14 protein-coding genes are annotated in these 20021 nt (G+C 68.8%); 7 read left to right on the forward strand and 7 right to left on the reverse strand.

The genetic code is table 11. From position 1 onward, the window contains the following. The first annotated feature begins 10 nt into the window (after positions 1 to 10). Positions 11 to 832, forward strand: coding sequence for an HpcH/HpaI aldolase/citrate lyase family protein (locus AC3WLE_RS09690; protein WP_492356050.1), 822 nt, complete (start codon positions 11 to 13; stop codon positions 830 to 832). A gap of 10 nt (positions 833 to 842) precedes the next feature. Here AC3WLE_RS09690 and AC3WLE_RS09695 read toward each other — a convergent pair whose 3' ends face one another. Continuing rightward, positions 843 to 2168 (reverse strand): MFS transporter, encoded by a 1326-nt coding sequence (locus AC3WLE_RS09695; RefSeq protein ID WP_492317257.1) that lies wholly within the window; start codon positions 2166 to 2168, stop codon positions 843 to 845. Positions 2169 to 2232: 64 nt separating this feature from the next. After that, on the reverse strand, positions 2233 to 3402 hold the full coding sequence (locus tag AC3WLE_RS09700) for a M20 aminoacylase family protein (RefSeq protein WP_492317258.1): 1170 nt from the start codon (positions 3400 to 3402) through the stop codon (positions 2233 to 2235). Positions 3403 to 3522: 120 nt separating this feature from the next. Between AC3WLE_RS09700 and AC3WLE_RS09705 the strand changes: the two genes are divergently transcribed. Beyond that, entirely contained in the window at positions 3523 to 4482 is a 960-nt protein-coding gene (locus AC3WLE_RS09705) for a LysR family transcriptional regulator (RefSeq protein ID WP_492356049.1), read from the forward strand. A gap of 73 nt (positions 4483 to 4555) precedes the next feature. Here the strand turns inward: AC3WLE_RS09705 and AC3WLE_RS09710 are convergent, their stop codons facing one another. Further along, the gene (locus tag AC3WLE_RS09710; RefSeq protein ID WP_010811027.1) at positions 4556 to 5176 is read right to left on the reverse strand and encodes a flavodoxin family protein; all 621 of its coding nucleotides are present in this window, start codon (positions 5174 to 5176) and stop codon (positions 4556 to 4558) included. A gap of 310 nt (positions 5177 to 5486) precedes the next feature. On the opposite strand from AC3WLE_RS09710, the gene AC3WLE_RS09715 reads away from it, so the two are divergent. After that, positions 5487 to 7685, forward strand: coding sequence for a TonB-dependent receptor family protein (locus AC3WLE_RS09715; RefSeq protein ID WP_492317259.1), 2199 nt, complete (start codon positions 5487 to 5489; stop codon positions 7683 to 7685). A gap of 27 nt (positions 7686 to 7712) precedes the next feature. On the opposite strand, the gene AC3WLE_RS09720 is transcribed toward AC3WLE_RS09715, so the two are convergent. From AC3WLE_RS09720 to AC3WLE_RS09730, 3 genes are read right to left on the reverse strand one after another with little or no spacing between them, the layout of a single operon-like run. Continuing rightward, positions 7713 to 8138 (reverse strand): universal stress protein, encoded by a 426-nt coding sequence (locus tag AC3WLE_RS09720; protein ID WP_492317263.1) that lies wholly within the window; start codon positions 8136 to 8138, stop codon positions 7713 to 7715. Between the two features lie 11 nt (positions 8139 to 8149). Further along, a complete protein-coding gene (locus AC3WLE_RS09725; protein ID WP_492352386.1) occupies positions 8150 to 9169 on the reverse strand; it encodes a TerC family protein in 1020 nt (339 codons plus the stop codon). Positions 9170 to 9228: 59 nt separating this feature from the next. Then, a complete protein-coding gene (locus tag AC3WLE_RS09730; RefSeq protein WP_492317265.1) occupies positions 9229 to 12075 on the reverse strand; it encodes an AMP-binding protein in 2847 nt (948 codons plus the stop codon). 278 nt (positions 12076 to 12353) lie between these two features. Between AC3WLE_RS09730 and AC3WLE_RS09735 the strand changes: the two genes are divergently transcribed. From AC3WLE_RS09735 to treF, 4 genes are all read left to right on the forward strand, one after another. Then, positions 12354 to 12977, forward strand: a complete 624-nt coding sequence (locus tag AC3WLE_RS09735) for a hypothetical protein (RefSeq protein WP_492317266.1) — start codon at positions 12354 to 12356, stop codon at positions 12975 to 12977. Beyond that, entirely contained in the window at positions 12953 to 14056 is a 1104-nt protein-coding gene (locus tag AC3WLE_RS09740) for a metal-dependent hydrolase (protein WP_492317267.1), read from the forward strand. The genes AC3WLE_RS09735 and AC3WLE_RS09740 overlap by 25 nt, the downstream gene beginning before the upstream one ends. 117 nt (positions 14057 to 14173) lie before the next feature. Continuing rightward, the gene (gene mdtD, locus AC3WLE_RS09745; protein WP_492317268.1) at positions 14174 to 15598 is read left to right on the forward strand and encodes a multidrug transporter subunit MdtD; all 1425 of its coding nucleotides are present in this window, start codon (positions 14174 to 14176) and stop codon (positions 15596 to 15598) included. A gap of 123 nt (positions 15599 to 15721) precedes the next feature. Beyond that, positions 15722 to 17509, forward strand: a complete 1788-nt coding sequence (gene treF / locus AC3WLE_RS09750; protein WP_492363572.1) for an alpha,alpha-trehalase TreF — start codon at positions 15722 to 15724, stop codon at positions 17507 to 17509. A gap of 425 nt (positions 17510 to 17934) precedes the next feature. Here treF and AC3WLE_RS09755 read toward each other — a convergent pair whose 3' ends face one another. Then, positions 17935 to 19911: a ligand-gated channel protein gene (locus AC3WLE_RS09755; protein WP_492356073.1), complete on the reverse strand. Its 1977-nt coding sequence runs from the start codon at positions 19909 to 19911 to the stop codon at positions 17935 to 17937. Between the last annotated feature and the right edge of the window lie 110 nt (positions 19912 to 20021).

Consider the following 20021-nt stretch of genomic DNA (forward strand, 5'->3'; position numbering starts at 1 on the left):
AGGAGCAGCCATGCCGATCGCCAATCCTCGCAGCTACCTGTTTGTCCCGGCCTCGCGCCCGGAGCGCATCGCCAAGGCGATCGGCTCCGGCGCCGATGCCGTCATTGTCGATTTCGAGGATGCGGTCGCGCCCGCCGACAAGGGGCAGGCCCGCGACGGGCTTGGCGCCCCATGGGCGGCGCTGGGCCAGCAGGCAGCGGCAGCCGGCGTCGCCATGCTGGTGCGCATCAACGGCGCCGATACCGCGTACTACGAAGACGACCTCGCCTGGTGCCGCGCACAGGGTGTCGCGGAAATCGTGCTGCCGAAGGCCGATCCGGCCGGCGTCCATGCGCTGGCTGCGGCATTGCCCGGTGTGCGCTGTTTCCCGCTGGTCGAGAACGCCGCCGGCTTCGCCGGCTTGCGCGAGCTGGCCCGTGCCGGCGGCGTGGTCCGGCTGCTGTTCGGCAGCATCGACCTGATGTTCGATCTCGACGTGCAGGACGACGGTGAAGCGTTGCACTACTTTCGCAGCCGGCTGGTGCTTCATTCCCGCGCGGCCGGTTTGCCCGCGCCCGTGGATGGCGTTTGCACCGCAATCGGCGATGACGCTGCACTTGCCGCGGAAACGCGCCGCGCCCGGACCTTCGGCTTTGGCGCCAAGCTGGTGATCCACCCGGGCCAGGTCCGCGGCGTGCACGACGGCCTGGCGCCGTCGGCCGATGAGCGGCACTGGGCCGGGCGCGTCATGGCCGCGGCCGCCGCTGCCGACGGCGCCGCGGTGGCGGTCGACGGCAAGATGGTGGACCGCCCGGTGCTGGAGCGCGCGCGCCGGATCTTGTCCGGAGCGTAGTCCACCACAGTCAGTCCAGCCGCTTGCCCGCCGTCTCCGGCACCATCGCCAGCCCGACCAGCGAAATCAGGCCGCAGCCGATCACATACAGCGCCGGCGCGCCGGCATTGCCGGTCAGTTCGATCAGCCAGGTGGCGATCAGCTGCGCGAAGCCGCCGAACACCAGCACGCCGATGCAATAGACCACCGACAACCCGCTCGCGCGGATGCGGCGCGGGAACAACTCAGTGATCAGCACCACGGACGGCACCACGTTCAGCACCAGCGGCAGGGCCAGCATCGCGACCACGGCCAGCAGCGTGCCGAGCGACGGCCGTGCGTTGAGCAGCAGGAAGGCGGGATAGACCAGCACCAGCATCGCCACGCGCGACCACAGGATGGCGGGCTTGCGGCCGATGCGGTCGGACAGCCTGCCGGCATACGCAGACAGGGCCACCTGCACCAGCGCGGCGACGCAGCCGGCGGCCATGCTGAGCCCGAGCGGGATCTTCAGCACCGTCACCGCGTAGCTGGTCATGTAGTGCAGCACGATATAGGTCGCGGAGGTGCCGCCGATCGTCACCAGCACGCCGGCAACCACCACGCGGCCGTGCCCACGGAAGATTTCAGCCAGGCCGGCGCGTTCATGGCCCCGAGCGCAGGCGGCCGGCACTTCGGCGGTTTCTTCCAGGTGGCGGCGGATATAGAGACCGAGCGGGATCACCAGGATGCCGATGGCGAACGGCACGCGCCAGCCCCAGCTTTGCAGGGCATCAGGCGAGAGGCCGTTGGTCAGCGACAGTCCGACTACCGCCCCCAGCAGCACGCTCACGCCCTGGCTGAACAACTGCCAGCTGCCGTAGTAGCCGCGGGAATGGTCGTCGGCGTACTCCATCAGCAGCGCCGTGGAGGCCCCGACCTCGCCGCCCAGCGCAAAGCCCTGCAGCAGCCGCGCGAGCACGATCAGCAGCGGCGCGGCCAGGCCGGCCTGCGCATAGGTGGGCGTGACCACGAACAGCAGCGAGCCCAGCCCCATCAGCCACAGCGTCAGCGCCATGGCCGGCTTGCGCCCCACGCGGTCGGCGTAGAGTCCGATCAGCAGGCCGCCGAGCGGGCGCGCGACAAAGCCCACGCCAAACGTGGCCAGCGACAGCATCAGCTGGCCGAAGCTGCCGCTCACGGGAAAGAACAGCTGGCCGATCAGTACCGCGAAGAAGCTGTAGACGGTGAAATCGTAGAACTCCAGGCCGTTGCCAATGGTGATGGCTGCGATCACGCGACGGCGCGGTGCGGCGCGGCTGGCCGGGGGCACGGCATAAGCGCCGTCCAGCGGCTGCGCGGGCAGGGAAGTGGGCATTCGGTGTCTCCGTGGGGGGGGTGGCGCCGGCCTCGGGGCCGGTCATTGTCGATGGGAGCGTGGCTCAGCGCAGGTAGCGCTCGACCAGCTTGACCCAGTAGGTGGCCGCAAGCGGCAGGCAGGCGTCGTTGAAGTCGTAGCCGGGGTTGTGCACCATGCAGCCGCCCTCGCCATCGCCGTTGCCGACGATCAGGTAGCAGCCCGGGCACTCTTCCAGCATGAAAGAGAAGTCCTCGCTGCCGGTCAGCGGCACCATGCTGTCGATCAGGCCGTCCTCGCCCAGCCATTCACGGGCGACCTCGCGCGCCATCCCGGTGGTGGCCGGGTCGTTGACCAGCACCGGGTAGCGGCGGTCGTAGTGCACCTCGGCGCTGGCGCCGAAGCTTTCGGCCTGGGCATGCGCCAGCGCGGTGATGCGTGCCTGCAGCAGGTCGCGCACCTCGGCCTTCAGCGCGCGCACCGACAGGCGCAGCTCGGCGCTCTCGGGGATCACGTTGGCCGCCTTGCCGGCTTCGATCGCGCCGACGGTCACGATGGCCATGTCGAGCGGGTTCACGTTGCGCGCCACCACCGACTGCAGCGCCATCACCATCGACGCGCAGGCCACCACCGGATCGACCGCCCGGTGCGGCACCGCACCGTGGCCACCGCGGCCGGTGACGCGGATCGTGACGGTATCGGACGAGGCCATGAACGGCCCGCCCAGGAAGCCGAACTTGCCGGTCGGGTGGCCGGGCATGTTGTGCAGCGCGAACACCGCATCGCAGGGAAACAGGCGGAACAGGCCGTCCCGGATCATCTCGCGCGCGCCGCCCATGCCTTCCTCGGCCGGCTGGAAGATGACGTGCAGCGTGCCGCGGAAAGGCTTGTGCTCGGCCAGGTAGCGGGCCGCGGCCAGCAGCGTGGCGGTGTGGCCGTCATGGCCGCACGCATGCATCTTGCCGTCGATCTTGCTGGCATACGGCAGGCCCGTGGCTTCGCGGATCGGCAGCGCATCCATGTCGGCGCGCAGGCCGATGGCGCGGCCTTCGCTGTGACGCAGCGTGCCCACCACGCCGGTGCCGCCCAGGCCGCGATGCACGGCATAGCCCCAGGCCTGCAGGCATTCCGCCACCAGGTCGCTGGTGGCGAATTCCTCGAAGCCGAGCTCGGGATGGGCGTGGATACGGTGACGCAGGTCCACCATCTCGGCTTCGATGGCGCGGATGCCGGGCAGGACGGGATCTGGATGCATGGGGTCTCCGGAGGCTTGGTCGGGGGATTGCGTGGGGCGATCTTATGCAGGGCCCGTGCGTGCCGATAGCCGCAATACTGTTATCCTGACAACCATTGGTTGTCACCATCCCGAACCGCCATGACGATGAAACTCCACCAGATCCAGGCGCTGGTAGCCGTTGCCGATGCCGGCAGCATCCGCGCCGCCGCCCGACTGGTCGGGCTGTCGCAGGCGGCGGTCACCAAGGCGCTGCGCGAGCTGGAAAGCGAGGCGCGGCTGCCCTTGCTGTCGCGTACCGCCAGCGGCGTGGCGCTGACCGACGCGGGGCAGCGCATGCTGGGCCACGCCCGGCTGGTGGTCGGGCAGCTCGCCCGCGCCGGTGAAGAACTGGCCACGCTGCGCGGCGAGGGGGTGGGGCGGCTGAGCATCAGCGTCACGCCCTGGGTCATGCTGACTTTCCTGCCGCGTGTGCTGCTGCGCTTTCGCGAGCGCATGCCGGGCGTGCAGGTGGAGATCTTCGAAGGCCTGACCGCGGTGGCCTTGCCCCGCCTGCGCGAAGGCACGCTGGACTTCGCCGTGGGGCCGTTCACGGCGGCGATGTCCACGCAGGAATTCGAGTGCGAGCCGCTGCTTGCCTACACCTCGTGCGTGATCGCGCGGCGCGGGCATCCGTGCGCGGATGCGCGGTCGCTGCACGGACTGCTGGAGCAGGACTGGGTCGTCAACTACACCGCGGCCAGCTACGAGTCCTTTATGCGCAACCTGTTCTGGCAGCATGAAGCGCGCATCGACCCGGCGCGGCTGCATTGCGCGCACTCCACCGCGCTGCTGCTGGAGCTGATCCGCAATGCCGGCATGATCAGCTATTGCCCGCGGCCGCTGCTGCTGACCGAGTCGATGCGCGGCTGGGTCCAAGGCTTTGCGCTGGCCGAGCAGTTCGAGACCAGCCGGCTCGGCATCATCACGCGCCACAATGCGGTAGGCAGCCCCGCGGCGCAGTGCTTCACCGATTGCCTGCTGCAGGAAATCCGGCGCCGCGCGCGCTCGGCGGCGCAGAAGGACAGCGAGTTGTTCGACGCGCTGGAAGTCTTGTACTGACCGCTCAGGCTCGCGACTGCCCGGAAAAGAAAATCGGCCCCATGCGGGGCCGATGCGTCTGGGTGCGGCCGGATCAGGCAGCTTCTTTCAGTTCCGCCAGCGCGCGCCGGCCCGCGACCAGTTGCTGCGCCACTTCGGCCACGCGGGCACCCAGGTGCTCGGCGGTGCGCAGATCGGCCAGCGGCGGCACCACGTCGGCGCTTTCATCGGCGTTGGACTGAGCGGCGGCGCCCAGGAAGAAGCCGTGGCGGTTCAGCGAGTCTTCGGTCGACTTGGAGTTGTTGTGGCCCGGGGGCAGGCCCAGGTTGACCCAGTGCATGCCGTGCTGCGCCGCGAAGATCGCGATCTGCTGCAGCGTGGCCAGCTTGTCGCCGGAGCGCGAAGCCGCGTTGGTGAAGCCGGCTGCGACCTTGTTGGCCCACTTGCCGCCCTTGGCAAAGACATTGCGCGAGGTGGCGTCCATAAAACCCTTGAACTGTGCCGAGGCGCTGCCCATGTAGGTCGGCGCGCCGAAGATGATGGCGTCCACCTGTTCCAGCGTGTCCCAGTGCTGGTCGATGTCCTCGACCGGGATCAGCAGGCTTTCGGTGCCTGCGACATTGCCGGCGCCGCGCGCAACGGCCTGGGCTTGCTTGGCGGTGTGGCCGTAGCCGCTGTGGTAGACGATGGCGACGCGGGTTTGTGCGGTGGTCATGATGGCGGATCCCCTTGATAGTAGCGAAAATCTGAATACCCTTATGCTGCATCGCGTGATGGACTGGTGCGGTTGCGGCGGGTGGTGAAAGCAGTGTAGGGAGCCGTGGGGCGGGCTGCGTGAGCGTCCATGCAATCAGTTGTTGAATTTTTCTGAACAACCAGAATCCGGTGCCGGCTCCATCTCCGCGGGTTTTCCCCGCAGCCAAGCGCGTGGCAATAGTGCTGTGGACACGATAAAGTTGCGACACATTCACCTGTGCCCGGCGCCTCCACATCCGCGCCAGAACCCGCAACCGCTTTCCGATCCCATGAAACCAGGCGGCAGGCAGATTTTGGCGGTCCGGCAGCAGCGCCGTTCCGGTAACCCCGGCATCCCGTTCGCGAACCGCTCCGCGCTGGCGTTCGCCGCGCTGGTCCTGGCCAGCGCCGGCGCGCGTGCCGCCGACCCGCCCGGCACGGCAGTGGCCGCCGCCACCGCCGAAACCCTGCCCGACGTGGTGGTCAGCGCCACCCGCAGCGAACAGCGCCGCTTTGATGCGCCGGCGGCGGTGGACAGCGTGCCGGTCGATCCGCTGCGCAGCGCCACGCCGCTGGTGAACCTGTCCGAGGTGCTGGCCGGCGTGCCGGGCGTGGCGGTGCGCGACCGGCAGAACTACTCGCAGGACCTGCAACTGGCGGTGCGTGGCTTTGGCACGCGCTCCACCTTCGGCGTGCGCGGCGTGCGCCTGTATGTCGACGGCATCCCGGCCACCATGCCGGACGGGCAGGGCCAGGCTTCCACTGCCGACCTTGCCAACGCCAGCCGCGTCGAGGTGCTGCGCGGCCCGTTTGCACAGATGTATGGCAATGCGTCGGGCGGCGTGGTGCAGGTGTTCACGCCCGATCCGCCCAGGGATGGCTTTAGCGGGCGCGCGTCGACCGGCTTCGGCTCGGATGGCCAGTGGCAGGCGGGCATCGCGCTGGCCGGCGGCAACGACCGGCTTGGCGGTTCGCTCGACGCCTGGACCTACCAGACCGACGGCTACCGCGACCACAGCGCGGCGCGCCGCTACCAGCTCAATGCCAAGGTAGTGGCGCAGCCGGCGAGCGGCACGCGCGTGACCGGCCAGTTCAACTATTTCAACCAGCCGCTGGCGCAGGACCCGCTGGGGCTCACGCGCGCGCAGGCCGATGCCAACCCGCGCCAGGCGGTGCCCGCAGCGACCCAGTTCGATACCGGCAAGAATGTCGAGCAGGCCCAGGCCGGCGTGGTGGTGGACCACCAGCTGACCGGGACCGACAGCCTGTCGGCACGCCTGTACGGCGGCACGCGCAACCTGTACCAGCGGCTGGGCTTCAGCGGTGCCGCGCCGAATTCGGCCGGCGGCATCGTCGACCTGGACCGCACCTACGGCGGCGCCGCGCTGTCATGGAGCCGGCGCACCACCACCGCCGCCGGCCTGCCGCTGCTGTGGAGCGCCGGGCTCGAAGCCAACGGCATGCGCGATGGCCGCAACGGCTACGTCAACCAGAACGGCACGCAAGGCGCGCTGCGCCGCGACGAGACCAATACCGCGACCGACCTCGGCGCCTTTGCACAGTTCGACTGGACCTTCCACCCGTCCTGGCAACTGGTGGGCGGCGTGCGCGCCAGCCGGGTGCGGCTTGGCATTGATGACCACTTCATCAATGCGGCCAGCCCCGATGACAGTGGCAACGCAACCTACAGCAACCTCAGCCCCGTGCTTGGCGTGGTGTGGCACGCGCTCGACTCACTCAACCTCTACGCCAACCTCGGCCGCGGCTTCGAGACGCCGACGCTGACCGAAGTCGCCTACGGCCCCGGCGGCGTCGGCAGCAACCTGGGGCTGCAGGCCTCCACCAGCCGCCAGGGCGAGATCGGCATCAAGTGGCAGGCGGCGGGGCAGCGGCTGGAGGCGGCGCTGTTCGATGCCGACAGCCACGACGAGGTGGTGCCCCAATCGAACAATGCCGGGCGCACCGTCTACCAGAATGTCAGCGGCGTGCACCGGCGCGGCTTCGAACTGGGCTGGCGCGGTGGCTTTCTCGGTGAGGTGGGCACGCCAGGCAAGGGCGGCGGCAGCCGTATCGAGGCAGGACTGGCCTATACCTGGCTCGATGCTTACTTCGGCGACAGCTTCGTCAACGCGCAGGGCCAGACCGTGGCGGCCGGCAAGCGCCTGCCCGGCACCGCGCGCCACAGCCTGGGCGCGGACCTGTCATGGCGGCCGGCAGCGCCGCTGACGCTGGGGGCCGAGCTGCGCGTGGACAGCCGCGTCTACGCCGACGACCTCAACACGCAGGCCGCGCCAGGCTATGCGGTGTTCAACCTACGCGCCGGCTATGAGTTCCGCATCGGCCCGACCCGGCTCTACGTCTTCGGCCGCATCGACAACCTCACCGACCGGCGCTATATCGGCTCTGTGATCGTCAACGAGGCCAACGGGCGGTATTTCGAACCCGCGCCCGGGCGGCGCTTCTTCCTGGGGCTGCGCGCTGCCCTGTGAGATGCGCCGGGTGGCGCTCTGCTGTGGCTAGCTCCTGACCAGCAGCACCGGGCAGTGCGCGTGCGCAAGCACCCGCCTGGCCACCGAGCCGATGATGGCATCCAGGAATCCGCCGCGGCCGTGCGAACCCATCACGATCAGGCTGGCGCCGATACTGCTCGCATACTCGACGATGCGGGCCGGTGCGAAGCCGACGAAGCCATGGCACTCGCAAGCGATACCGGCCTCGCCCAGGATGCTGGCCACGGACTGCATCGCCTTCTCGTTCTGTTCGCGATGCCAGGCATCCAGGGTGGACCGGTCGATGAAGGTCTTGATGTCGCCAGCCACATCCGGTTCGCAGTGCACCACGTGTACCACGAAGTCGCGGCTGAACAGGGGATTCTGTACCAGGTAGCGGGCGGCCGCGTCGCTATAGGCCGACCCGTCGGTCGCAAGCAGGATCTTGTTCATGGAATCGCTCCTTATGTGCGCCGGTTCCCCGCCCTGCGCTCACGCGGGGCGCAGTGGCCGCCCAGTTCGTCCCCGGCGTGCGCAAGCGTGCGCCTGGCCCTGGCCCGGCTGACCAGGACGGACACGAACAACGTCATGGCGACGGCGCCGAGAGACCAGTGCACCGGCACATGGAACCACGGCTCGGCCAGCATCTTGGCGCCGATAAAGGCCAGCACGATGGCCAGGCCGTACTTCAGGTAATGGAAATGCTGCGCCAGGTTGGCCAGCAGGAAATACAGCGCCCGCAGCCCCATGATGGCGAAGATGTTCGAGGTGAAGACAATGAAGGGATCGGTGGTGACAGCGAAGATGGCCGGAATGCTGTCGACGGCAAACACCAGGTCGGTCGCCTCGACCAGCAGCACCACCAGGAACATCGGCGTCGCATGGCGCAAGCCGTCGATGCGCACGAAGAAGTGCTCGCCGCGATAGTCCGCGGTGATCCGCATATGCGCGCACAGGAAGCGAACGATGGGATTGCGCGAGAGATCGGGGGTACGCCTGGAAACGAACAGCATCTTGATGCCGGTGAACAGCAGGAACACGCCGAACACATAAAGGATCCACGAGAATTCGCTGATCAGCCAAACGCCGAGCAGGATCATGACGGCGCGCATCACGATCGCGCCGACCACGCCGAACAGCAGCACCCTGCGCTGCAACTCCGGCGGCACCGCAAAGTAGCCGAAGATCATCGCGAACACGAACATATTGTCGACCGACAGCGACAGCTCGATCAGGTAGCCGGTATAGAACTCCAGCACCTTGCGGTCTGCGGCCTCGCGTCCGGCGCTCCCGGCCAGCAGCCACCACAGCGCGATGCCGAAGAGCACGGCCAGCGTCGACCAGGCCAGGGTCCAGCCCAGCGCCTCGCGCGTCGAAACGCGGTGCGCGTGCCGGCCGCCAAGGACGAACACGTCGATGACCAGCGTTCCCAGCACCAGGACCAGGAAGCCGGCCCACATCGGCGCGGTGGCAAAGGTATCCATGCCGCTAGTGTCCTGCTCCGTCGGCAGATGTCATGGCAAGTTCCTCGCGGCGCGGCACACTAGGCCCGCCTCGCATCCCGGTGCGTCGTGCGCCGCGCATCCGGTTCGCCGCAGTAGTGCAGGATCTCGGCGCGGGCAGTGTTGCGCAGGCGCATGGCGGCGGGCCAGTCTGCGCCGTCCGGCCAGAGCGGGCTGCCGATGACCACGCCGATCGGCCCGCGGCGCGGCAGCCACTGGCCGTCGCGCAGCACCGAGCGGGTGCCGCGGATGGCGACCGGCACCACCGGCGCGCCGGCCCGCGCGGCCGCCAGGAAGGCGCCCGAGCGGAATGCCTGCAGCCCCGGCGCGCGGCCGAAGGTGCCTTCGGGGAAGAACAGCGCCGAATGCCCGGCGCGCACCGCGGCCACCACGCGCTCCACGTCCTCGTGCTCGCGCACGTTATCGAAGCGGTCGATGAAGTCGGCGCCGATGCTGGCCAGGTAGGTGCCGGGAATGCGCTGGCCCTGCAGCTCGCGCTTGGCGACCATGCATACCGGCGTGGGCAGCGCCGCCACCAGCACGATTCCGTCCAGGTAGCTGGCATGGTTCGAGACCAGGATGCAGGGCCGGTCGCGCGGCAGGTGCTCAAGCCCTTGCACGAACCAGGGCACCGCGCCCAGCCTGAGAAACAGCCGGGCAACGTGGTGGCTGAGCGTCCAGCCCAGTGCCGGCCGGTGCAGCGCAACCGATGCCAGCCAGGTCGCCGGCGCCAGCGTTGCGAACAGGAGCCAGGCATAGAGGGCGTAGGACAGGCCCGCGGCGGTCTGCCGGCCGCGCCGCAGCTCCGGCCGCAGCGCGCGCCAGCCAAAGCGCGCGATCTGCAGCCAGGGCGCTTCCACGCCGCGGCCGGGGCGCCCGTGCTCGAAGCGCTCGCGGCAGGCGGCGCGCCGGATCTTGCCGCTCGATGTCTTCAGGATGCTGTGCGGCGGCACCAGGGCGATGTGGTCGGGCGGCATGCCCAGCACGTCGAGGGCGGTCTTCAGCGCCTGCCGGTGCAGCGCCCGGCGCGCCTGCACATCCTTCTCTGCGGTCTCCGCCATCACCACGATGCGTTCGGTGCCGCTATCCGGATCGGGGCTGCCGAACACGGCCACGCAGCCCTTGCGTATGCCGGGGATGGCGCCGACCGCCTGCTCCAGTTCGTAGGGATAGATATTGCGGCCGCCGCGCACGATGGTTTCCTTGGCGCGCCCGGTGATATAGACCTCATCGGCCGCCATATAGGCATAGTCGCCGGTGTTCAGCCAGCCGCGGTCGAACAGCTGGCGGGTCTGCACGGGATTGCGGAAATAGCCGCTGGTGGCCGAAGGGCCGCGGAACTGCAGCAGGCCCTCATGCCGCTCGCCCAGTTCGCGTCCGGTGGCGTCGACGATGCGGACTTCGTGGCCGGACAGCGGCCGGCCGCAGGACGGGAATTCCAGGGTCTCGCGCTCGCCAGTGGGCGCGTGTTCGCCCGCGGGCACGGCCACGGCAGTGCGCGTGAATTCGTCGCGGTCGATGCGGTCGGCCGCCAGCCCTCGGCCAAGCGGCGGAAAGGTCAGGCCCAGCGAGGCCTCCGCCAGCCCGTACACCGGCGCGGCAGCCTGCGGGCGCAGGCCGTAGCGGGCAAAGCGCTCCATGAAGGCGCGCATGGTCTGCAGGCTTACCGGCTCCGCGCCATTGAAGACGAAGCGCCAGCTGGACAGGTCGAGCCCGGCCAGGTCGGCATTGGCCAGCTTGCGCAGGCACAGCTCGAAGGCGAAATTGGGCCCGCCCGAGAGCGTGCCGCGGTACTTGTGGATCGCCCAGAGCCAGCGCTCGGGCCGCGCCAGGAAGGCAAGCGGCGACATCACCACCAGCGGGTAGGCGTAGTACAGGCTGCCCAGCCAGGCGCCGATCAGGCCCATGTCGTGATAGAGCGGCAGCCAGCTGACAAAGACGTCTTGCGAGCCGACGGCCAGGGTCTTGCCCATGGCGCGCAGGTTGGCCAGCAGGTTGGCATGGCTGAGCACGACCCCCTTGGGCGAGCCGGTGCTGCCCGAGGTGTATTGCAGCAGGGCGATGTCGTGCGTGCGCAGCATCGGATGGACCGGGGCGCCGCCGCCGTCCGCCAGCTCCTGCGGCGTGAGCACGCTATGCAGCGTTCCCGTGCTGGCCTTGAGCAGGGCCGCCAGCGGCCGCGCCTGTGCCACCGTGATCAGGACCGGCGCCTGCGCGTTGGCCAGGATGCCGGCGTGGCGCTGCAGGTGGTCGCCGATCTGCGCCAGCCGCGCCGGCGGGTAGAGCGGTACCGGAATCCCGCCCGCCAGCAGCACGCCGCAGAAGCTGTAGAAGTAGTCGGGGCTGGTAGGCAGCATGATGGCCACCGCCGTGCCCGCGCTCACGCCGCGGGACACCAGCCCGGCGGCGATGGCCGCGGCGCCGCGGTGCAGTTGAGCAAAGCTGATCTGCGTGTCTGCGCCGTCGCCGTCCTGCAGGATGATGTGGGTGCGCTCCGGGTGGCTGCGCAAGTGCCAGCGCAGCACGTCCGGCAAGGTGGCGGCGCTGTCGGGCGCCTGTGCCGCCGGGGCAGGGCGGGCCTGGCGCAGGTGCGTGCCGCTCGCGCCGGGCGGCAGGTCCTGGGCGGCGAGCAAGGCGCGCAGCAGCGCGCGCGGGGTGTCGGCCTGGGCCAGCACCTGCTCCGGCAGGCTGACGCCGAAGCGGTGTTCAAGGCGGGTCAGCAGCTCGGCGCGCGTCAGGCTGTCGAAGCCCAGGTCGCCTTCGAGCGTGCTGTCCAGCGCGGCCGTCACTTCGGACTCTGCCGGCGGGCGCATGGCCGAAGACATCTCCCGCACGATGCCGAGCAGGGCATCTTCGTAGTTCTGCCTCGGGGGAGAATCCGCTTTCATGCGCGTACGGCCTCTGTCCACGCGACACCGCGGCCGCCGCCGAGTGCTGGCTGGCACGGCGGCCCTTGCCGATGACGCCTGGACTGACACCCTAAAGATAGGCTGCGTGGGGAAATTGTCGAGGCAGGTGCCGAACCGGGCACAGGCGGGCAGGCCCCCGACTGCACGCCGATCCGGCAGCATCGTGCACATGACAATGAAATCCGCGCCCGCGTGCGGGCTGCCTTTCTATGCTGGAAGGTAGAGCGCGGACGCGCATTCCCGAGGATGGCAAAGCCATGAACGATGATGCAGCCCTGGCCGGCCGGATCCTGGAGGTTGCCCTGATGCTGGGCGAGCGCAGCGGCTGGGATGCCCTGCACCTGCATGACGTCGCCGACGACATGGGCATTGGCCTGGACCAGATCCATCGGCATTACCGGCAGAAAGACGACCTGGCCGAGGCCTGGTTCGAACGGGCCGACCTTGCGCTCGTGCGTGCTTCCACGCGTGAAGGCTGGGCCGCCCTGTCCCACCGCGAGCGCCTGGAGCAGGCCATCCTCGCCTGGCTCGAGGCGCTGGCCCCGCACCGGCAGCTCACCGCCCAGATGCTGCGCTACAAGCTGCAGCCGGAGCACGTGCATCTGCAGGTGCAGGGCCTGCAGCATATCAGCCGCACCGTGCAATGGCTGCGGGAATCGGCGCGCCTGCCCGAATCCGGCTGGCGCCGCGAATTGGGCGAGGTCGTGCTGACCGGAATCTTCCTTTCCACCTTTGGCTGTTGGCTGCGCGACCGTTCGCCGGATTCCGGCCGCACGCAGGCGTGGCTCGAACGCCAACTGCGCTGCGCCGAGCGCCTGGCCTGGCGCCGCCCTGTCGACAAGGAAGCCCGGTCCGGATGGACACGATCACCCATGCCTTGATGGGGGCGCAGGCAGCGTTTGCCATCCCCATGGCCGAGGTCCCCGGCCGGCGACTCAGCACGCGCGAACGCCTGCTGCTTGGCGCTGCCGCCGGTGCCTTTCCGGATATCGATTTCCTGGGCTTTTTGGTCCATCCGCTGCGTTTCCTGGCGCAGTGGCACCAGGGGCCGACCCATTCGCTGCTGCTGCTCCCTGCCTGGGGCGCGCTGCTTGCCGGCCTGTTCTGCCTGGCGGCGCGCCGGCGCGAGGCCTGGAGGGAAGCGTTCGCCGTCAGTTGCCTTGGCGTGGCCAGCCACATCGCGCTGGACCTGATCACCGTTTATGGCACCCGCATCTTCTATCCCGGCTCCGAACGGCGCTTCAGCCTTGGTACCAGCTTCCTGATCGATCCGCTGCTGAGCGGCATTGTCGTGTCCGGACTGGTCCTGACACTATTGCTAGCGCTGCAGTGGCGCGGTCGGGCGGCACTGGCGGGCATGGCGCTGCTGTGCGCCTATGTCGGCGTCCAGGCTGTGCTCAGGCAACGGGCGCTGGAACTGGGCAACGAATCCTTGCGTGCCGCCGGCATCCACGCGCAGCGCGTGGATGCGCTGCCCCAGCCGTTCTCTCCGTTCAACTGGAAACTGATTGCCCGCGCGGAGACGGACTACCGCGTCGCCCACGTCAACCTGGCCGGGCATCCGGCCTGGGTGCCGCAATGGCAGGTGCTGGGCCGCCTGCCGGCCATGGCCAGGGCCTACGAGCCGCCCGGGCGCATGGCCTGGACCCAGCGGCCGCGGCTGCCGGAGGCGCCGGCTGAGCAGGCGCTGGCATGGCAGCTCTGGGTGCGGCCGGACTTTGCCGATTTCAGGCAGTTCGCGGTCTATCCGGCCTTGTCCGCCATCACGTCGATGCGGGCATCACCATCCGTGCCGCCGGGCGCAGCGGTCGCCTGCGTCTGGTTCACCGACCTGCGCTACGACCTGCCCGCGCTGGAAGACACTTTCCGCTATGGCTTTTGCCGCGACAGTGCGCAGGCACCGTGGCGGCTGTACCGGCTTGCCTATTTCAGCCAGGACCAGCGCCAGCGCCTGGACTAGGGCAGCGCGGCGCTTGGCCACGCATCGATTTGCCTGTTCCGCGATAGACCTTTAAGGTGTCGGCTTTGGCCGGCGCATACCGGGATTCCGGGGCCCGGCCGGCCCGGAGCCCGCCACATGACCACACCCCAGCCCGACGACCGCACCCGCCGCATCATGCTGTGGGTGGTGGCGGTCGGCTTCTTCATGCAGACGCTGGACTCGACCATCGTCAACACCGCGCTGCCATCAATGGCGCACAGCCTGGGCGAGAGTCCGCTGCGGATGCAGTCGGTGGTGATTGCCTACTCGTTGACCATGGCGGTGGTCATCCCGGCCTCGGGCTGGCTGGCTGACCGCTTCGGCACCCGCACCATCTTCCAGACCGCCATCGGGCTGTTCGTGGTGGGTTCGCTGCTGTGCGCCTACGCGCCGACGCTGAACTTCCTGATCGGCGCGCGCGTGGTGCAGGGCGTGGGCGGGGCCATGCTGCTGCCGGTGGGGCGGCTCTCGGTGCTGCGCACCTTCCCGCGCGAGCAGTACCTGCAGGCGCTGAGCTTCGTCGCCATCCCCGGCATGATCGGCCCGCTGATCGGGCCGACGCTGGGCGGCTGGCTGACGCAGGTGCTGTCGTGGCACTGGATCTTCCTGATCAACGTGCCGGTCGGGCTGCTGGGCGCACTGGCCACGGTGCGCTATATGCCCAACGCGCGGCTGACCGGCATCGGGCCCTTCGACATCGCCGGCTACCTGCTGCTGGCCATCGCCATGCTGTCGCTGTCGTTCTCGCTCGACGGGCTGGCCGGGCTGGGCTTCCAGCACGCCACCGTGCTGATGCTGCTGATCGCCAGCATGGCCGCGCTGACCGCCTACGGGCTGCACGCCAACCGGCGCAAGCAGCCGCTGTTCCCGCTGCGGCTGTTCCGCATCCACAGCTTCAGCGTGGGGCTGCTGGGCAACCTGTTCGCACGGATCGGCAACGGCTCGATGCCGTTCCTGATCCCGCTGACGCTGCAGATCAGCCTGGGCTATTCGCCGTTCGATGCCGGCCTGATGATGTTGCCCGTCACCGCCGCAGGCATGGCCTCCAAGCGCCTGGCCACGCGCCTGATCCAGCGCCACGGCTACCGCCGCGTGCTGGTGGCCAATACCTTCGTGGTGGGGCTGGTGATGGCCGCCTTTGCGCTGATCACGCCGCAGTTGCCGCTGTGGCTGCTGGTCCCGCTGCTGGCGCTGTTCGGCATGGTCAATTCGATCCAGTTCACGGCCATGAACACGGTCACGCTGAAGGACCTGAGCGGGGCCGGCGCCAGCAGCGGCAACAGCATGTTGTCGATGGTGCAGATGCTGTCGATGAGCCTGGCGGTGACCGCGGCGGGCGCCTTGCTGGCGACCTTCCAGCACCGCTTCGGCGGCGATACCGCGGCGGTGCTGCCGGCGTTTCATGCCACCTTTGTCTGCATGGGGCTGATCACGTGCGCGTCGGCCTGGATCTTCATGCAGCTGGGGGTGCGCGAAGCTGCGCCGGCGATACCGGTGCAGCATGGCGAGAAGGAGGTGTGAACGCCTGCGCCCTGGCGCCTGCGTGACACATGGGCCGCTTTGCGGGGGGCGGCCGCGAACTTACCCGGCACTTCGCGGCTCCTATCCAAATGAGCCGGCAGCGCCCGGTGCAAGGAGGCGCCCATGCAGCCGACAGGCAAGCCCGAGACCGAACCCGCCATTCCTCCGTCGTCAGGTGCCACTGCCGGCGGCAGCACGGTGCCGCGCACGGCCCCGGCCACCCCTGACGGCGCCGGCGCGGTGCCGGGGCCATCGGCGGCGCCCGGCAAGGTCCATGCGGCGGCGCAGCCGGCGCTGGTCACGGACCGGGACTGCCCGCCGCCGCACACGCTGCCCGGCTGCGCCTGCGCCGATATGCTGTCGCCCGCGGCGCGCTACTGCGAGCTGTTCGTCGACGTCCAGCACAGCGGCCTGTTTGCCGACAGCAAGACCTTCCCTGACTGCATTCCCAACTGCGACCCGGACCTGATCGTGGCGCGCTACCGCGAAACGCGCGACACGCCGGGATTCTGTCTGGCTGATTTCGTGCAGGCGCATTTCACCCGCGCCACCGTGCCGGAGAGCCACTACGTGTCAGACCCGGCCAGCACCCTGCGCGAACATATCGATGGCCTGTGGCCGGTGCTGACGCGCGAGCCCGTGGCCCATCCGCCGCTGTCGTCGCTGTTGCCGCTGCCGCACCGCTATGTGGTGCCGGGTGGGCGCTTCGGCGAGCTGTATTACTGGGACTCCTACTTCACCATGGAGGGGCTGGCCGGCAGCGGGCGCGGCGACCTGATGGTGGAGATGGCGCGGAACTTCGCCTACCTGATCGACACCTATGGCCTGGTGCCGAACGGCACGCGCAACTACTACCTGAGCCGCTCGCAGCCGCCGGTGTTTGCGCTGATGGTGGACCTGCTCGAGCGCGAGCAGTTGGCCAGCGCCATCGACTTCCTGCCGCAGCTGCGCCGGGAATACGCCTTCTGGATGGACGGTGCCGACTGCGTGCGGCCGGGCCATGCGCACCGGCGGGTGGTGTGCCTGCCCGACGGCGCGGTGCTGAACCGCTACTGGGACGACCGCCCGTGGCCGCGCGAGGAAGCCTTCCTGGAAGACATGGAGACCGCGATGCGCAGCGGCCGGCCGCATCACCTGGTGTTCCGCGACCTGCGCGCCGCGGCGGAATCGGGATGGGACTTCAGCTCGCGCTGGCTCGATTCGCCATCCACGCCCACCGGCCAGCCCGCGGACCTTGCCACCATCCGGACCACGGCGATGCTGCCGGTCGACCTCAACGCACTGCTCTGGCACCTGGAAACGCGCCTCGCCGCGCTGTGCGAGCAGGCGGGCGATGCCGCGGCAGAGGCTTATCGCGTGGCGGCGCGGCGGCGCGAGGCAGCCATCCTGCAATACATGTGGAACGACCACGCCGGCGCCTTTGTCGACTACGACTGGTGCCGCGGCGCGCCGCGGCTGTGCCTGACCGCTGCAACGGTGATGCCGCTCTATCTCGGTCTTGCGCTGCCGCCGCAGGCGCAAGCCGTGGCACAGGCGGTGAAGGACCGGCTGCTGGTTGACGGCGGGCTGGCCACCACGGAATGTGCTTCGGGCCAGCAATGGGACCATCCCAATGGCTGGGCGCCGTTGCAATGGCTGGCCGTGCGCGGGCTGGTGCGCTATGGCCACGACGACCTGGCGCGCGAGATCGCGCAGCGCTGGCTGGCGACCGTGGCCAGTCTCTACACCCATGAATGCAAGCTGGTGGAGAAATATCGCATCCGGCATATCGAAGGGGCGGCCCGGGGCGGGGGTGGGGGCGAGTATCCGTTGCAGGATGGCTTTGGCTGGACCAATGCGGTTGCGGGGGCGTTGATGGCTCTCTATGGGGAAGTGCCGGCAACGTGCCGGGGGGATGATGTGGTGACCTGAGGTGGGCACACTGCGGTCGGATCGCGTTGGGGGATTTGGCATTGCTGCTCAATGCGGTCGGTTTTCGCTCTTGACTAGCGTGGGCTGTTTCGCCGGCGTAGCCGGCGAGTCACTTCTTGTCCGAGCGACAAGAAGTAACCAAGAAACGCGTCGCCTATGCGGCTGGCAATCAATTCCACGGCGTTGGTGGTTCGCACGGTGGTGCTTGCCGTTCGGCGTGGTTGGCCGTTCGACCCTGCTACGCCATGTGAGTCAGGGATAGTGCCTGCGTTAACCCGCTATTGAACGATCCCCATGCAGGGCGTAGGCCGCCTGCTGCCAGCCGCATCGCGGGGACGCCTACGGCTGCTGCGCAGGCTCAAATGCGTTGACGGTCATTGAGGGCTTGCGCGGAGCGCAGCCGAAGGCGTTGATGCAGCCACCATTCAAAACTTCACCGCCACACTCATCCAGTACCGCCGGCCATCCTCTACATGCCCATAGTCGGTGTAGTTCACCTGCTTGTCGAAGAGGTTGTAGATCCCGGCAAACACCGACACGTTCTTGGTAACCGCATAGGTCGCCCCCAGGTCGACAAAGGTGTACGACGGCGCCACCACGGTGCTGGAAGACGGCCCCGTGATCGGCTGGCTTTCCTTGCCGCGGTAGTTGACGCGCGCCCAGGCATTGACCTTCTCGCTCGGCCGCCAGTTCAGCGTGGCCACCAGCAGGTGCATCGGCAACTGGTTCAGCGGCTGACCCTGGTACTGGCCGCTCTTCTGTTCCGACTTGGTATAGGTATAGCTGCCGGTCAGCGACCACGCTTGCGCGATCGGCCAGCGCAGGCTGGCTTCCACCCCGCGCGAGTAGGCGCGGTCCACGTTCATGTAGGTGGTCGGGTTGGCGCCGAACCGGTTGGGTCCGTCGGTGCACTGCGTGGCCGGGCAGGCGACGCGCGTGATCTTGTCCTTGAAGTCGTTGTTGAACAGCGTCACGCCCGCCTGCAGGCCGTTGCCCTTGTCATAGAGCAGGCCCAGTTCCTGCGACAACATCGTCTCGGGCTTCAGGTCCGGGTTGCCGTACATATTGCCGCCGCGGCTGGTCTGGCCCCAGCCGGCCACGGTCTGGCGCAGGTCCGGCGCACGGAAGCCGGTCGACACCCCGCCCTTGACCGTCCAGCGCTCGGCCGCATGCCACACGCCGTACAAGCGCGGGCTGTAGTGCTGGCCGAAGTTCTGGTCATGGTCCATGCGCACGCCGCCGGTCAGGGCAAAGCTCTGCGCCAGGCGCCACTCGTCCTCGGCAAACAGCGCCCACTGGTAGCGCTCGACCTGGTTCGGGCCGCCGGCGATCTGGTTGCCGGTCTGGTCGTTCAGGCGCTGGTTCAGGTATTCGCCGCCGACCGACAGCATATGGTTGCCCAGCGGCATGGCCCAGCTGGTGCGCAGGTCCAGGTTCTTGATCTTCATCCGGCGGCTGCGGTTGTCGAATTCCTCCTGCTGGATATAGCTGTCGGAGACGCCAAAGCCCCAGCGGCCGGTATGCGACAGCGCGTATTTCTCGCTGCGGTAGTCGGTCTCGGAGGAGGTGGGGCAGCCGCTGCGCGGGCAGGCGGTGCCGGGCGGCAGCGGCGGCACGGTCTTGCCCACGGTCTCGCTGCGCAGCTGGCGCATGCCGGTGGCCTCGAACACGATGTCATGGTTGCGCGTGGGCGTTAGCGCCAGCTTGGCGGTCAGGCTCTCGGCGCGGCGGCCGCGGAAGCCGTAGTCGATATCGTCCTCGATGCGGTGCGTGCTCTGGCCGTACAGCTGCAGGCCCAGCAGGTCGCTCTTGAGCGGGCCGGCCAGGTAGAAGTTGCCCTGGTAGAGATTGCCGGAGTCGCTGTTCTCCTGCAGCGTGGCGTCGCCGCGCAGCTCGCCCGTCCATGTCCTCGGCACCTTGCGCGTGATGATGTTGACCACGCCGCCCATGGCATCGGAGCCGTACAGCGACGACATCGGGCCGCGCACCACCTCGATGCGCTCGATCGCGGACAGCGGTGGCGTCCAGCTGCTTTCCACGCCGGACGAGTCGGAGTTGGTGCGGGTCTCGCGCGAGCTCTGGCGCTTGCCGTCGATCAGGATCTGGGTGTATTTGGCGCCCATGCCGCGCAGGCTGATGTCGGTCCGGTCGCCGCCGCCGCTGACGATCACGCCCGGCACTTCCACCAGCGCATCGTTGATGTCGCGATAGGCCTTGTTCTCCAGGTCTTTGCGCGTGACCACGCTGATCGACGCGGGCGCGTCGCGGATGTCCTGCTCACTGCCGGCCGCCGTCACCACCACGGTGGCGAGGGTAGCTTCCGTCTTCGGCGCCTGCGCCTGCGCCTGGGCCCAGGCTCCCGTCATGCCGGAGGCGGCGCATACTGCCGCCAGCATCCGCATCCATTGACCCTGTTGTACGCCCGCCGGTGCTGCCAATCCTGCCGCCGCCGTTGTTGCCGACCCGATCCCGGCGACCTGCCTGAACTTCATCATTTTCCCTGTCTTCTGTA

This window comes from Cupriavidus sp. FW306-1B-F12B (assembly GCF_058781795.1).

Excerpts from the sequence above, each read along its gene's own strand:
- mdtD (WP_492317268.1), top strand. The coding sequence starts at position 14,174 with ATGACCACACCCCAGCCCGACGACCGCACCCGCCGCATCATGCTGTGG.
- treF (WP_492363572.1), top strand. The coding sequence starts at position 15,722 with ATGCAGCCGACAGGCAAGCCCGAGACCGAACCCGCCATTCCTCCGTCG.
- AC3WLE_RS09730 (WP_492317265.1), bottom strand. The coding sequence starts at position 12,075 with ATGAAAGCGGATTCTCCCCCGAGGCAGAACTACGAAGATGCCCTGCTC.
- AC3WLE_RS09735 (WP_492317266.1), top strand. The coding sequence starts at position 12,354 with ATGAACGATGATGCAGCCCTGGCCGGCCGGATCCTGGAGGTTGCCCTG.
- AC3WLE_RS09705 (WP_492356049.1), top strand. The coding sequence starts at position 3,523 with ATGACGATGAAACTCCACCAGATCCAGGCGCTGGTAGCCGTTGCCGAT.
- AC3WLE_RS09715 (WP_492317259.1), top strand. The coding sequence starts at position 5,487 with ATGAAACCAGGCGGCAGGCAGATTTTGGCGGTCCGGCAGCAGCGCCGT.
- AC3WLE_RS09695 (WP_492317257.1), bottom strand. The coding sequence starts at position 2,168 with ATGCCCACTTCCCTGCCCGCGCAGCCGCTGGACGGCGCTTATGCCGTG.
- AC3WLE_RS09710 (WP_010811027.1), bottom strand. The coding sequence starts at position 5,176 with ATGACCACCGCACAAACCCGCGTCGCCATCGTCTACCACAGCGGCTAC.
- AC3WLE_RS09720 (WP_492317263.1), bottom strand. The coding sequence starts at position 8,138 with ATGAACAAGATCCTGCTTGCGACCGACGGGTCGGCCTATAGCGACGCG.
- AC3WLE_RS09755 (WP_492356073.1), bottom strand. The coding sequence starts at position 19,911 with ATGCGGATGCTGGCGGCAGTATGCGCCGCCTCCGGCATGACGGGAGCC.
- AC3WLE_RS09725 (WP_492352386.1), bottom strand. The coding sequence starts at position 9,169 with ATGGATACCTTTGCCACCGCGCCGATGTGGGCCGGCTTCCTGGTCCTG.
- AC3WLE_RS09690 (WP_492356050.1), top strand. The coding sequence starts at position 11 with ATGCCGATCGCCAATCCTCGCAGCTACCTGTTTGTCCCGGCCTCGCGC.
- AC3WLE_RS09740 (WP_492317267.1), top strand. The coding sequence starts at position 12,953 with ATGGACACGATCACCCATGCCTTGATGGGGGCGCAGGCAGCGTTTGCC.
- AC3WLE_RS09700 (WP_492317258.1), bottom strand. The coding sequence starts at position 3,402 with ATGCATCCAGATCCCGTCCTGCCCGGCATCCGCGCCATCGAAGCCGAG.